The 12506-nt window shown below is 41.2% G+C and carries 13 protein-coding genes, 3 tRNA genes and 1 pseudogene; 15 read left to right on the top strand and 2 right to left on the bottom strand.

The features are described from left to right. The first annotated feature begins 480 nt into the window (after positions 1-480). From cpcB to cpcG4, 10 genes are all read left to right on the top strand, one after another. Positions 481-999, top strand: a complete 519-nt coding sequence (gene cpcB / locus QUB80_RS27595) for a C-phycocyanin subunit beta (protein WP_289792665.1) — start codon at positions 481-483, stop codon at positions 997-999. Between the two features lie 81 nt (positions 1000-1080). Beyond that, on the top strand, positions 1081-1572 hold the full coding sequence (gene cpcA, locus QUB80_RS27590) for a C-phycocyanin subunit alpha (RefSeq protein ID WP_289792780.1): 492 nt from the start codon (positions 1081-1083) through the stop codon (positions 1570-1572). Positions 1573-1725: 153 nt separating this feature from the next. After that, the gene (locus QUB80_RS27585) at positions 1726-2586 is read left to right on the top strand and encodes a phycobilisome linker polypeptide (protein ID WP_289792664.1); all 861 of its coding nucleotides are present in this window, start codon (positions 1726-1728) and stop codon (positions 2584-2586) included. Between the two features lie 180 nt (positions 2587-2766). Continuing rightward, a complete protein-coding gene (gene cpcD, locus QUB80_RS27580; RefSeq protein ID WP_289792663.1) occupies positions 2767-3012 on the top strand; it encodes a rod-capping linker protein CpcD in 246 nt (81 codons plus the stop codon). Between the two features lie 9 nt (positions 3013-3021). Beyond that, the gene (cpcE, locus tag QUB80_RS27575; protein ID WP_289792662.1) at positions 3022-3852 is read left to right on the top strand and encodes a C-phycocyanin alpha-cysteine-84 phycocyanobilin lyase subunit CpcE; all 831 of its coding nucleotides are present in this window, start codon (positions 3022-3024) and stop codon (positions 3850-3852) included. Between the two features lie 73 nt (positions 3853-3925). Further along, positions 3926-4531, top strand: coding sequence for a C-phycocyanin alpha-cysteine-84 phycocyanobilin lyase subunit CpcF (gene cpcF, locus QUB80_RS27570; protein ID WP_289792661.1), 606 nt, complete (start codon positions 3926-3928; stop codon positions 4529-4531). A 131-nt stretch (positions 4532-4662) separates the two neighbouring features. Continuing rightward, positions 4663-5502: a phycobilisome rod-core linker protein CpcG1 gene (gene cpcG1 / locus QUB80_RS27565; RefSeq protein ID WP_289792659.1), complete on the top strand. Its 840-nt coding sequence runs from the start codon at positions 4663-4665 to the stop codon at positions 5500-5502. A gap of 99 nt (positions 5503-5601) precedes the next feature. Then, a complete protein-coding gene (cpcG2, locus tag QUB80_RS27560; protein ID WP_289792779.1) occupies positions 5602-6345 on the top strand; it encodes a phycobilisome rod-core linker protein CpcG2 in 744 nt (247 codons plus the stop codon). A gap of 243 nt (positions 6346-6588) precedes the next feature. After that, positions 6589-7323: a phycobilisome rod-core linker protein CpcG3 gene (gene cpcG3 / locus QUB80_RS27555; protein ID WP_289792658.1), complete on the top strand. Its 735-nt coding sequence runs from the start codon at positions 6589-6591 to the stop codon at positions 7321-7323. 111 nt (positions 7324-7434) lie between these two features. Next, a complete protein-coding gene (cpcG4, locus tag QUB80_RS27550) occupies positions 7435-8202 on the top strand; it encodes a phycobilisome rod-core linker protein CpcG4 (protein WP_289792657.1) in 768 nt (255 codons plus the stop codon). Between the two features lie 266 nt (positions 8203-8468). On the opposite strand, the pseudogene QUB80_RS27545 reads toward cpcG4, so the two are convergent. Next, positions 8469-8783, bottom strand: a pseudogene (locus QUB80_RS27545) (CAP domain-containing protein); the annotation flags it as partial. A 406-nt stretch (positions 8784-9189) separates the two neighbouring features. Continuing rightward, positions 9190-9957, bottom strand: coding sequence for a DsbA family protein (locus tag QUB80_RS27540; RefSeq protein WP_289792656.1), 768 nt, complete (start codon positions 9955-9957; stop codon positions 9190-9192). A 433-nt stretch (positions 9958-10390) separates the two neighbouring features. Between QUB80_RS27540 and QUB80_RS27535 the strand changes: the two genes are divergently transcribed. From QUB80_RS27535 to QUB80_RS27515, 5 genes are all read left to right on the top strand, one after another. Beyond that, positions 10391-11008 carry a class I SAM-dependent methyltransferase gene (locus QUB80_RS27535; protein WP_289792655.1) on the top strand — a complete coding sequence of 206 codons (618 nt, stop codon included), beginning with the start codon at positions 10391-10393 and terminating at the stop codon, positions 11006-11008. 207 nt (positions 11009-11215) lie between these two features. Next, positions 11216-11629, top strand: coding sequence for a heavy metal-responsive transcriptional regulator (locus tag QUB80_RS27530; protein WP_289792654.1), 414 nt, complete (start codon positions 11216-11218; stop codon positions 11627-11629). 246 nt (positions 11630-11875) lie between these two features. Beyond that, a tRNA-Asp gene (locus QUB80_RS27525) sits at positions 11876-11945 on the top strand. A 3-nt stretch (positions 11946-11948) separates the two neighbouring features. Further along, positions 11949-12020, top strand: a tRNA-Asn gene (locus tag QUB80_RS27520). 28 nt (positions 12021-12048) lie between these two features. Next, a tRNA-OTHER gene (locus tag QUB80_RS27515) sits at positions 12049-12124 on the top strand. The last annotated feature ends 382 nt before the right edge of the window (positions 12125-12506 follow it).

Here is a 12506-nt window from a genome sequence, read left to right as displayed (position 1 = left end):
AAATTTATATACAACTTCAATAGGTTGTTATATATGCCTTTTGGCAAAAGTTAAAAAAATCTAAACAAAGAAACATTGCGCTTCATTTCGATTATTTACAAAGTTTTGTTACGCAAAACAACTGCTTATTCTCAGTTACAGCCCTTGTATGTAAAGCTTTTGAGGCTTTTCTTATTGGTCTATCTCATTTATTCATAATTTGTAACAGATAATGCCCCTATAGCATTGTATAAACATAAGCTGGAGGGGTTAAACAGCAGGCAAAAGTTAAAGATGGCAATCAATTCGTAAAGTTTGCCAGTTTCTCATAAAAACACTCCAGTTTCTCATTTTTCTCGTTTAACTTGAAAAATGGGAAATGACTCAGAAGAAAAAGAGAAACACTCTCATTCATGGTCTGTGATTAACCAATCCACACTGATAAAACATTGCCAGTTTTAATCAAGACAGCACTCAACTAAGGAATTAGGAGAATATTCCATGTTAGACGCATTTGCCAAGGTGGTTTCTCAAGCCGACTCCAGAGGTGAGTTCCTGAGCAACGATCAACTAGATGCTCTAAGCAATCTGGTTAAAGACGGTAACAAGCGCTTGGATGCCGTTAACCGCATCACCAGCAATGCTTCCACCATCGTAACCAACGCTGCTCGTGCTTTGTTTGAAGAGCAGCCCCAGCTGATTGCTCCTGGTGGTAATGCTTACACAAACCGTCGCATGGCTGCTTGCCTCCGCGACATGGAAATCATCTTGCGCTATGTCACCTACGCTGCATTGGCTGGTGACGCTAGTGTATTGGATGACCGTTGCTTGAACGGCTTGCGCGAAACCTACCAAGCTTTGGGTACTCCCGGTTCTTCCGTAGCAGCTGGTGTTCAAAAGATGAAAGAAGCTGCAATCAACATTGCTAACGACCCGAACGGTATCACCAAAGGTGATTGCAATTCTTTGATGTCTGAATTGGCTAGCTACTTTGATCGCGCTGCTGCTGCAGTTGCCTAATTAACATCACAACAAAAAAGCCCAGAAACCCAAAGTATAGGTATCTCGGCTATAAGTTACAAAACTTTAAGGAGATTCTAGATCATGAAGACACCAATTACCGAAGCAATTGCAGCTGCTGATACCCAAGGACGTTTTTTGAGCAACACTGAATTACAAGCTGTTAACGGTCGTTTTCAGCGTGCTACTGCCAGCATGGAAGCTGCTCGCGCTTTGACTTCCAACGCACAACGCTTGATTGATGGTGCTGCTCAAGCTGTATATCAAAAGTTTCCTTACACCACCCAAATGAGCGGCCCTCAGTTCGCTGCTGATTCTCGTGGTAAGTCCAAGTGTGCTCGTGATATCGGTCACTACCTGCGGATCATCACCTATTCCTTGGTTGCTGGTGGCACCGGCCCTCTGGACGAGTTCTTGATTGCTGGTTTGGCTGAAATCAACAGCGCTTTCGATTTGTCTCCCAGCTGGTACGTAGAAGCTTTGAAATACATCAAAGGTAACCACGGTTTATCTGGTCAAGCTGCTAACGAAGCCAACACCTACATTGATTACGCAATCAACGCTCTCAGCTAGATAGCAACCCGGCCCGGAGAGGGATGCAGCTGTTTGGAATTACCTGGCAGTTGGATCAAGCTCCGGGCATAGTTGTATCTGGGGATTGATAAAAAATATTTATCAAACACGCAAAGAGTGTCAGCGTGGAAATAAATAAGGGGACAGAGAAATATGGCAATTACAGCAGCAGCATCTAGGCTGGGAACAGAGGCATTTAGCGACACGGCTAAAGTTGAGCTGCGTCCCTACGCAAGCAGAGAAGATGTGGAAACAGTTATCCGTGCCGTATATCGGCAAGTTTTGGGTAATGACTACATCATGGCATCCGAACGCCTTGTAAGTGCAGAATCACTCCTGCGGGATGGCAATCTGACAGTGCGGGAGTTTGTGCGTAGTGTTGCCAAGTCAGAACTCTACAAAAAGAAATTCTTCTACAACAATTTCCAAACTCGGTTTATCGAACTCAACTACAAGCATTTGTTGGGTCGTGCTCCCTACGATGAGTCTGAGGTGATTTATCACTTAGACTTATATCACAGCGAAGGATTTGATGCCGAAATAGACTCCTACATTGATTCAGTCGAATATCTGAACAACTTCGGCGACAATGTTGTCCCATATTATCGCGGTTTTGAGACCCAACCCGGACAAAAAACCGTTGGCTTTAACCGGATGTTCCGCTTATACCGAGGTTATGCCAATAGCGATCGCGCTCAAGTAGAAGGCAGCAAAACTCGTCTGGCAAGGGAATTAGGAACTAACAGCGCATCCTCAATTGTTGGGCCTTCTGGCAGCAATTCTAACTGGGGTTACCGTGCGAGTACGGATGTAACACCTAGAAAGAATATGGGAAATGCTGTCGGAGAAGGCGATCGCGTTTATCGCATCGAAGTCACCGGACAGCGCAATCCTGGTTTTCCCAGCGTGCGTCGTAGCAGCTACGCAATTGTCGTACCCTACGAGCGGCTTTCGGACAAAATTCAGCAAATTGTACGCCAAGGTGGCAAAATCGTCAGCGTTACACCAGCGTAATAAAGTCGAGAGTTAGGAGTAGGTGTTATGAGTTAAGAGTTATGAGTCATGAGTTATGAGTTATGAGTTGAAGAAAATATAAATTCTAAACTCCTAATTCTTAACTCCTAACTCTTAACTTCTAGCTCCTAACTCCTAGCAATTGCCTAAAAGCTAATTTTACAGGAGAGGTAAACAAGGATGTTCGGTCAAACCACAGTTGGTGCTAATGGCATTTCTAGTGCAAACAGCCGGATGTTTCGTTATGAAGTCGTAGGCTTGCGCCAAAACGAAGAAAATGACAAAAATAGCTACGACATCCGTCGTAGTGGCAGCGTATTTATGACCGTGCCATACAACCGCATGAACGAAGAAATGCAGCGGATTACCCGCATGGGCGGTAGAATTATCAAAATTGAACCTTTGACCTCAGAAACAGACAACTAAGTTCTGGTAATGATAGAACCAATGGCGGAAGAATATTCCGCAGAAAATGCGCCGCCACTGACAAAAGAGCAAGCGATCGCCAATCTATCATCACCAGATTTAAGTCTCCGCTATTATGCTGCTTGGTGGTTGGGTAAATTTCGCGTTAGTGAGCCAATTGCTGTAGATGCTCTAATTGTGGCGTTAGAAGATGAAGCCGACAGAACCGAAATGGGAGGCTATCCTTTACGACGCAATGCGGCTAGAGCACTCGGTAAAATAGGCGATTTAAGAGCTTTACCAGGACTAATTAAGTGTTTGGAATGCTCTGACTTTTATGTGCGCGAGGCAGCAGCTCAATCTCTAGAAATGCTAGAAAATATTGCTGCTGCACCAGCACTGATGCGGCTGCTAGACGGGGGTGTAGCAGCCGCTATTCAAGTACCAGGACGTCCTCACCTCACCCAACCTTACGAAGCAGTATTAGAAGCCTTAGGAGCTATTGGTGCGACTGAGGCTGTTCCTCTCATTGAACCCTTCTTTGAGCATCCTGTACCGCGAGTGCAATGTGCAGCAGCAAGAGCAATGTACCAACTAACACAAGATGTCTCCTATGGAGAATATCTGGTAAAAATGTTGGACAATAGCAATTTGCAATTACGCCGCGTAGCCTTGGGTGATTTGGGTGCGATTGGATATCTACCAGCATTAGATGCGATCGCCAATGCCAAGGTAGAAAATAGTTTTAAACTCATAGCCCTCAAAAGCTTGTTAGAGCATCAACTTCAACAGGAGTCAGATGCTTCCTCTCTTGGAGTGGATGCCATTCGAGTCATGAACTTGATGGATTCACTTTTATAGTCATTTGTTGTTAGTCCTTTGTCCTTTATTCAAAGCTAATGACAAATGACAAATGACTAGTGACTAATGACAAATGACTGATACCCAACAATTAATTCGCGCCGTAGCAGAAGCAGACTCACCAGCGCGGATGATAGCAGCAGTACAGAAATTGGCAGCTGCAAAAGATGAAGCGGCAATTCCTACTTTAATTGCCGTGTTTGGCTATAACAACCCAGCAGCAGCAGTCGCAGCAGTTACTGGACTGACAGAGTTAGGAGAAGTATCAGTGCCGCAATTGCTAGCACAAATAGATGATTATAACTATGGCGCACGAGCTTATTCAATCAGAGCTTTAGCGGCGATCGCCGATCCACGTGCCTTAAATGTATTGCTAGCATCAGCAGCCACCGATTTTGCCCCTAGTGTCCGTCGTGCTGCAGCCAAAGGATTGGGAAATTTGCGCTTTGCAAAGCTACCAGTCTCAGAACGCCAAACAGCACAAACTAAAGCACTGGAAACTCTGCTGTTCATCTCTCAAGATGCAGATTGGTCAATTCGTTATGCTGCTGTTGTTGGTTTAGAAGCCCTAGCAAAAAACCCTGATTTACAACAGCCAATTCAAGCAAGACTTGCGGAAATTTTGGCAAATGATACAGAGAAAGCTATCCGCGCTCGCGTGCAGCTAGCTCAAAAATAGGGACTAGGGATTAGGTATCGGGGATTGGGAAAAAGACACGGAGAATCGTAAATCACGTTCTATTCCCTGTCCCCAGTCCCCTATCCCCAGTCCCCTATCCCTCATCCCCATCAAACAAGGTAAAAGTAGAGATGCCAATACCATTACTTTCTGTTACTCCTTCCACACAAAATCAGCGTGTCGAAGGCTACGAAGTACCCAGCGAAGACACGCCAACAATTTATCGATTAACAGACGCGATTTCAGATTCAGATATTGATGCCATCATCTGGGCAGCCTATCGGCAAATCTTTAGCGAACACCTAATTTTAGAAAATTATCGCCAATCTTTCCTAGAATCGCAGTTGCGCAATCGGGCAATTAACATTCGCGATTTTATCCGAGGATTAGGTAAATCTGAAGTATACCGCGAAGAAGTAGCAAAAACCAACTCTAACTACCGTTTAGTAGACATTAGCTTCAAACGGTTTTTAGGACGTGCTACCTATAACAAAGATGAGCAAATAGCTTGGTCGATTGTAATTGCCACTAAAGGTTTGCACGGTTTTATCGATGCCTTAGTAGATAGTGAAGAATACCGTCAAAACTTTGGCGACGATATTGTACCTTTCCAACGCCGTCGTTTTAAAGACCGCCCCTTTAATTTGGTCAATCCTCGTTACGCCGATTACTGGCGTAATCAAGAGATTACACGTTCTTTAGAAGGTCAAACTTTCTATCAAGTTGTACGTACAGGAGAATCAGTACAACGCGGCGTTCGTCAAGCAATTCCTTTTACCTTCCTGTCAATGGCTGCGAGTATCGCACCAGGTGGGATGAATTACCAGCGTACAGCCGATAGAGCTAGAAATTTTGCTTCTGTCGCTCAGATTCCCGACACAACTCGTGAATCTGCCACTCCTCCTCCAACTGTAAAACCCACAAAAGTTGCTCTACCTTATCGTTACATTCCTGGTAACAAAACAACTTAAATAGTCATTAGTCATTAGTCATTGGTCATTGGTTTTTCAGACAAAAACAAAACAAATGACAAAGGGAAAATGACAAATAACAAAGGACAAATATTTACAATGTCAATACCTTTACTAGAATACAAACCCAGTTCCCAAAATCAGCGTGTTGCTGGTTACGAAGTACCTAACGAAGATTCTCCAAGAATATATCGTTTAGAAGACTCTCCGACTGAAAGCGAAATCAAAGAATTAATTTGGGCTGGATATCGACAAATATTCAGTGAACACGAAAATCTCAAATTTTATCGCCAAACAAATTTAGAATCTCAGTTGAAAAACCGAGCCATTACTGTGCGTGACTTCATCCGAGGTTTGGCAAAATCAGAAGGTTTTCGTCGCTTAGTGGTAGAGACAAACTCTAATTACCGAATTGTAGAAATCTGCCTCAAACGTATTTTGGGTCGTGCATCTTACAACAAAGACGAAGAAATCGCTTGGTCAATTAAAATTGCTACTCAAGGCTTTGGCGGCTTTATTGATGCTTTGGTAGACAGTGAAGAATATCAAACTAACTTTGGTGATAATACAGTTCCTTACCAACGTCGCCGCTTTAAAGATAGACCCTTTAATTTGGTTACACCTCGCTATGGTAACTACTGGCGAGACAAATTGGAAAATGAGCGTTATAAGTCGGGTGATATTAAGAACTTCTTGGATCTAGCCAAGTCAATTGAGATTAGGACAGTTAATTACAATCCTGTTAGTACTGCCAACATCAAAATTCCTGATACCACCCGGAATACTCAGCCACAAGGTATTCCAGTCTCCGTTAGTCCAAGCGCCAGTTTCCCGTTAAGCTAAACTGAAATGGATAGTGGTTAGTAGGTAGAGATGCGATGAACCGAAGCGTCTGTACATTAAGTTGTTAGTAGAAAATTCAACTAATAACCAAAAACTAACAAACAATCCAAAAGTGGGTCTGGGTAAATCCAAAATTAGTTCACACAATTTTTAGAAGGTTGGTAGGTTTACTTAAAGAATTACTAAGGTGTGAATCGCACAACCTTCTAAAGTGCCAAATCATGCAATGAGGTGAATAAAAATATGGCAGTACCTGTACTCGAATATAAACCCACTACTCAAAATCAGAGAGTTACTAGCTTTGGAACGACAGATATTAATGAAGATACTCCTTATATCTATCGTCTTGAAGAGATTAACTCTAGTGGCGAAATTGAAGAATTAATTTGGGCAGCCTATCGTCAAGTTTTTAATGAACAAGAAATTCTTCAATTTAACCGTCAAATAGCTCTGGAAACTCAACTAAAAAACAAATCGCTCACGGTACGCGATTTTATCCGTGGATTGGCAAAATCAGATCGATTTTATCAGTTGGTAGTTGCAGCTAATAATAACTATCGGCTAGTAGAAATTTGTCTGAAGCGTTTGTTAGGTCGTGCTCCATACAATCGAGAAGAAGAAATTGCTTGGTCTATTCAAATCGCCACTCGCGGTTGGGCAAGATTTGTAGATGCATTGATTGACTCTCAAGAGTATGAGCAAGCCTTTGGTGACAATACGGTACCCTATCAGCGCAAGCGGATGTCAATAGACAGACCGTTTAGCTTTACCCCGCGCTATGGTGCAGACTATCGCGACAAAGCAGGCATTGTTAAAACCAGTTGGGTACATGACACCGAATGGTATAAGTTTTTGACTGTGTCAGCCTATCCTCAAAAAGTCGATTGGAGAATGTTATCAGCTGTACTAGTTGGATGTTCTGCGATCGCCACTTTCTTGCTCGTACTAAATTGGTTTGTAAACAGTTCTATCTTCTAAACAGAATGCGGGAAAATAGTTAATGAAAGAAGATTGCAATCATGCAAGCCTTCTTCTATTTTCCCAAAAGCTCTGTTTAACTTTGTTGATAATTTAAGAGGGAAATTGCCAATGGCACTGCCATTACTTGAATATAAACCCAGCAGTCAAAATCATCGGGTTACAAGCTTTGGCCCGTCCGATCTAGATGAAGATACACCCTATATCTATCGCTTAGAAGATATCAGCTCTTACAGCGACCGGCAAGATATCATTTGGGCAGCTTATCGCCAAGTTTTCAGTGAGCATGAAATTCTGAAGTTCAATCGTCAGCAGCATTTGGAATCTCAGCTGAAAAATGGCTCTTTAACAGTACGCGATTTTATTCGTGGTTTAGCCAAGTCTGAAGCTTTCTATCGCTTGGTTGTCTCGGTTAATAACAACTATCGTCTTGTAGATATTTGCCTCAAGCGCTTTTTAGGTCGTTCATCTTATAACAAAGAAGAAGAAATTGCTTGGTCAATTGTGATTGGCACCAAAGGATTTGGCGGCTTCGTTGATGCTCTAATTGACAGTGACGAATACACCGAAGCATTTGGTGAAAATACCGTTCCCTACCAACGCAAGCGTTTGGTGGATCGTCCCCACAACTTGGTAACTCCTCGCTACGGCGAAGACTTCCAAGAAAGTGCTGGCACCGTCAAAACCGACTGGCGCTTTACATTGCAGAACTTCTACAGCCGTAAGTCTCAAGAACGCCGACTGGCAGAAGGCGATCCTCGCAAATACGCCGACATGGCATCTGCGATCGCTCCCCAAGGCAACTATGCTCAAAATATTCGCGCCGCCGAACTTGATTACATGAGCTTAGTGCCTTCCCGTAGTGGTAGCAGACGCTAACCTCGCCAGCTAAAATCGCAACTCTAATTACTTAATTAGATTGCTAATAATTTGATACTGGGTCTGATTTCCGCACTGATGTGATGATAGCCTTACAGTTTTTCTGTTAGCTAGGCATTGTGTTAGTGGAGATTAGACCCAGTAGTTTTTATTATTAAATAAATATTAGTGAATAGTGGTAAAAACTACTACCTACTAACCATGCATCTTAGTGAACTGCGTTCTCCAGGATATATGAAAATACCTCTTCACCTGTTTCCTGTTCCCTATTCCCTTTGTTCTATATATCCTCCAGCATAAATAATTACACACATCGCTCTATATCGAGTGTGACTTCCGTAGGCAACTCCTGTGACTTTAAAAGCAGAGTTAAAGATATTTTTACGATGACCGCAATCGCTAACTCCATCATCAACAATTAATTGCATGATAATATCCTGAGCGGTATTTGACCCATAGCTAATATTTTCGCCAGCAGTAACTTGCCATTTTCTGTAGCGATTGATGCGAGTAGAGGAATTGCTGCCATAGCCACCATAATGGCAATGGCCTGTTGTACCTTTGGAACCTTGGTCTTTGACAAGGTGTTAATTGTGCTACAGAAGAATTAGTTTTCAATAGTGATAAATAACAGCTAAACAATAGAATCATAGGGGCAATTTGTCTAAATTCTATACGATGCATTCTTAACCTCACGATTTTTGCTCCAGGTAACTTTAAAGAGATAAAATACACCGTCTTTAGTATCAGCTTGTTTGTAAGTTTGTTAATAGATAATTGCTAAAGCTGACTGTTAGGATAAATTATTTGTAATCTTGAACGCAAAAATTCGTAAACAGCAAGTTTACTTATTTAGTAATTAGAGCGCCCTGTAAAATCCCCGACTTCTCTGAGAAGTCGGGGATTTGTGTTTTTCGTTTGTTTATATTGACTTAGCTACTTGACAAGCATAAATTTATAAACAGGTAGTGGTTATTGCATTCTTAATTACTTAGCACTTGTCAGTATTTCCTCTATCTTAGATAGCTGAACTACACCAGAAACAGTATCACTATTCATGATAAAAAATGGTGTTCCAGAAAGACCCAAATTATCTGCTAATTGTATATCTTTCTGAATAACATTATTAGCAATCTGCCTATCTTTCTCAAACTTCTCCAAATCTAAGTTCAGCTTTTTAGCGATATCTACATATAAAGAATCGCCAATTTTCTTTTGATTATTAAATAGTGAATCATGATATTCCCAAAACTTGCCTTGTTGTTGGGCAGCCCAAGCGGCTTCTGCGGCTGGCATAGCTTCTGCGTGAATTGAGATTAACGGGAAATTTTTGTACACTAATTTGACCTTATCCTGGTGCTTCGCTATTAAATTTTTGAGAGTTTTATGAGCCTCAGCACAATAAGGACATTGAAAGTCAGAAAACTCTACCAACAAAATTTTTGGTGTATTTGCTCCAGTGGTAGGAGAGTCTCCTATTACTTTTTGGGGGTTAAATTTTAAATCCTGTAAAAATGCCTGCCGTGTTTGCTGTAATTCCTGCTGCTGTTCCTGTTGATACACTTGGACTGATTCCAGAATTGCTTCCGGATGATTGCGGATAATTTGTAAAACTTGTTCTTCTAGTTGCGGATTAATACGGCTAGCTGCTTGTACTGGAAATGACCACACCAAAACTAAACACACCGACGCTATTACTGTCAGAGTAAGTAATCGTTGCAAAAGTTGCCCAACCAAAGAAAATAATATACGCATAATCATCATGAGCGATAAAATTTCATTCTCCTAGTATTCCCTGAGAAGAGCAAAGAAGAATGCACTATATGTATGTTTTACTAGGTAGTATGGAAAATAGCACTTAGGGTACACCACCAATTCTTGTAGAGTGAGTATTGCTTAACTTTTCTTAAACCTTTATTTTTACGTTCTAGAAAATGCCTACTCTAGGTTATTAAAAAGATGAAAGATTTCAGTTTATTAAAGGCGGCAGGCACATTCTACAGGCACATTCTAGAAGAAAAAACTGCTCTCAGTACGGAGAATACGGAGAAATAGGAGTTAGAGAGATTTTACGTAAGTTCCGTAGTTAAAAATATATGCTGATTATTCTTGACTCTCCAGTTAGCTGGAGAGTTTAAGATTGAATCAAGTAGGCAAGTTTGTAATTTGCACTTTGATAGGAGGACAAATGGGATTTTACTCGCAAAGAATCCTTCCCTATCTGCTTGATTGGTCATTATCTGATTCTAGCCTCGCTAAATATCGCCAAGAGGTTTTAGCGGAAGTTAAAGGAGAAATTCTGGAAATTGGTTTTGGAACAGGATTGAATCTTTCTTATTATCCTAAACACATTCATAAAATTATCACAGTCGATGCAAACCCTGGAATTCATGGGCTAGCTCAAAAGCGGATTCAAGCATCCTCAATTACTGTAGACCATAGAGTGTTAAATGGTGAAAACCTACCAATGGCAGATAATACATTTGATAGCGTGGTGAGTACTTGGACGCTATGTAGTATTGAGAATGTTGAACAAGCTCTCAGAGAAATTTACCGCGTTTTGAAACCAGCAGGAAGATTCTTCTTTGTGGAACATGGGCTAAGTCATGAGCCTGAGGTTCAAGTTTGGCAAAACCGATTAACCCCATTGCAAAAAAGAATTGCGGGTGGTTGTCACTTTAATCGCAATATTCGACAACTTATAGAGAGTGAATTTGATATTGTTAGCCTAGAAGAGTTTTACGCTGAAAAAACTCCAAAAATTTCGGGATATTTGTATAAAGGTATTGCAACCAAGATTAACTAACTTGATTATGTTTTTTCGCTGTATGGGATGTAGGACTCATCTTTTATTTGTTAAAGATGCGTAGTGAACTGACATGACTAAAATGATGCAATAAATTGTTTTGTGGTGTAGATAGGAAACATTTTAGTAGGGTATGTTAGTAAAGCGTAACGCACCTTCAAAAGACTTATTGTTTTTCAACATCAAATCGGATTGTAGGAGCTAAATATGTTAGTTCAAGAAGAACAAAAACTTATTGGTTTAGTTGCTAAAGAAAGTGGCGTGCCAATTAAAACTATTCGCTACTATGAAGAGCTAGGTTTACTCAAAACATCAGGGAGAACTGAGGGTGGATTTAGATTATTTCGCTCTGATGTTTTAGCTCGCTTGAACTTTATCAAACGCGCCCAAAGTTTGGGATTAAGTTTATCAGAAATTAAGGAATTTTTGAATGTTCACGATGAAGGTGAATTACCGTGTGACCATATAAAAATTAAGCTGCAAGAAAAGCTAGTAGATATTGATAGACAAATTCAGCAGTTACTCATCCTAAAACAAGAGTTGGAAGGACTGCTTTCAGGTTGGGAAAGCATTCCTGAAAATCCTGAGCAAACCATTTGTCCTATTATTGAAAAAACTTAGACAATTATGCGCAAGTCAGGGATTCCCTACTTAATATTTACTTTACAAATGACCTCTTAGCTAGTATTCAATCCTTTGTCTAGCTGAGTAAGTAATTATTCACTACCATCTCATACTTACTTGTGCTACATATAGTAAGAAGTAGTAATACATTTGCCAAGCTATAGTTTGGGTTCCTTATGCCCGACTGGTGCGCCAACCTCTGGATTGAGCGTATATCGCACAGCAATGCGTCACTACTCCATTGTTTGATTAGCTCAGTGGCAGAGCATCCGAAGTCATCGGCTGGACGTAGGTTCAATTCCTACATCAAACTCCCCGAAAGTTAGCTCACTGGTAGAGCGATCGACTGTTAATCGATTGGTTGTAGGTTCGATTCCTATACTTTCTCCAACCCTATCCGGGTTAAAAGACAAATTTGCGGAATAGAGCAGTTGGGTAGCTCGTTGGGTGTATACCCAAAGGTCAGTGGTTCAAATCCATTTTCTGCGACCAAAAACCCCGTCAAAAGACACTATCCTGTCAAGGGTAGCCGAATTCAAATTTAATTAAAACTCTGCGATGTAGGTGCTTACTACTGCACATCATCCGTGATGTCGGTAGTAACAGTAAAGGAGCTAGTGCAATTGTTTTCTCCATAACTTGAGTATGTCCCTTCGTTTTCTAAATCCAATTTTCAGGATCTGGCAAACTGAACGGCGTATTTGAGCGCTGTTTTCTTTTTCTAGATTGCCCTTGGGTTAATTGAGGGAAAGTAGCAGCAATCCTAATCCAGTTTTGGAGATGCAATTGCCCGCAACTGAGCTGCAAACACCTGCATTTGCAGAGTTTAAAAATATAATGTAGTATATGTATTACATAAATTAATTCCTTCTCA

Origin of the sequence: Chlorogloeopsis sp. ULAP01 (assembly GCF_030381805.1) — a bacterium.
GTDB lineage: Bacteria > Cyanobacteriota > Cyanobacteriia > Cyanobacteriales > Nostocaceae > Chlorogloeopsis.
The sequence above is the reverse complement of the archived record's forward strand: the minus strand, read 5'-3'. Positions and strand labels throughout refer to the sequence as shown.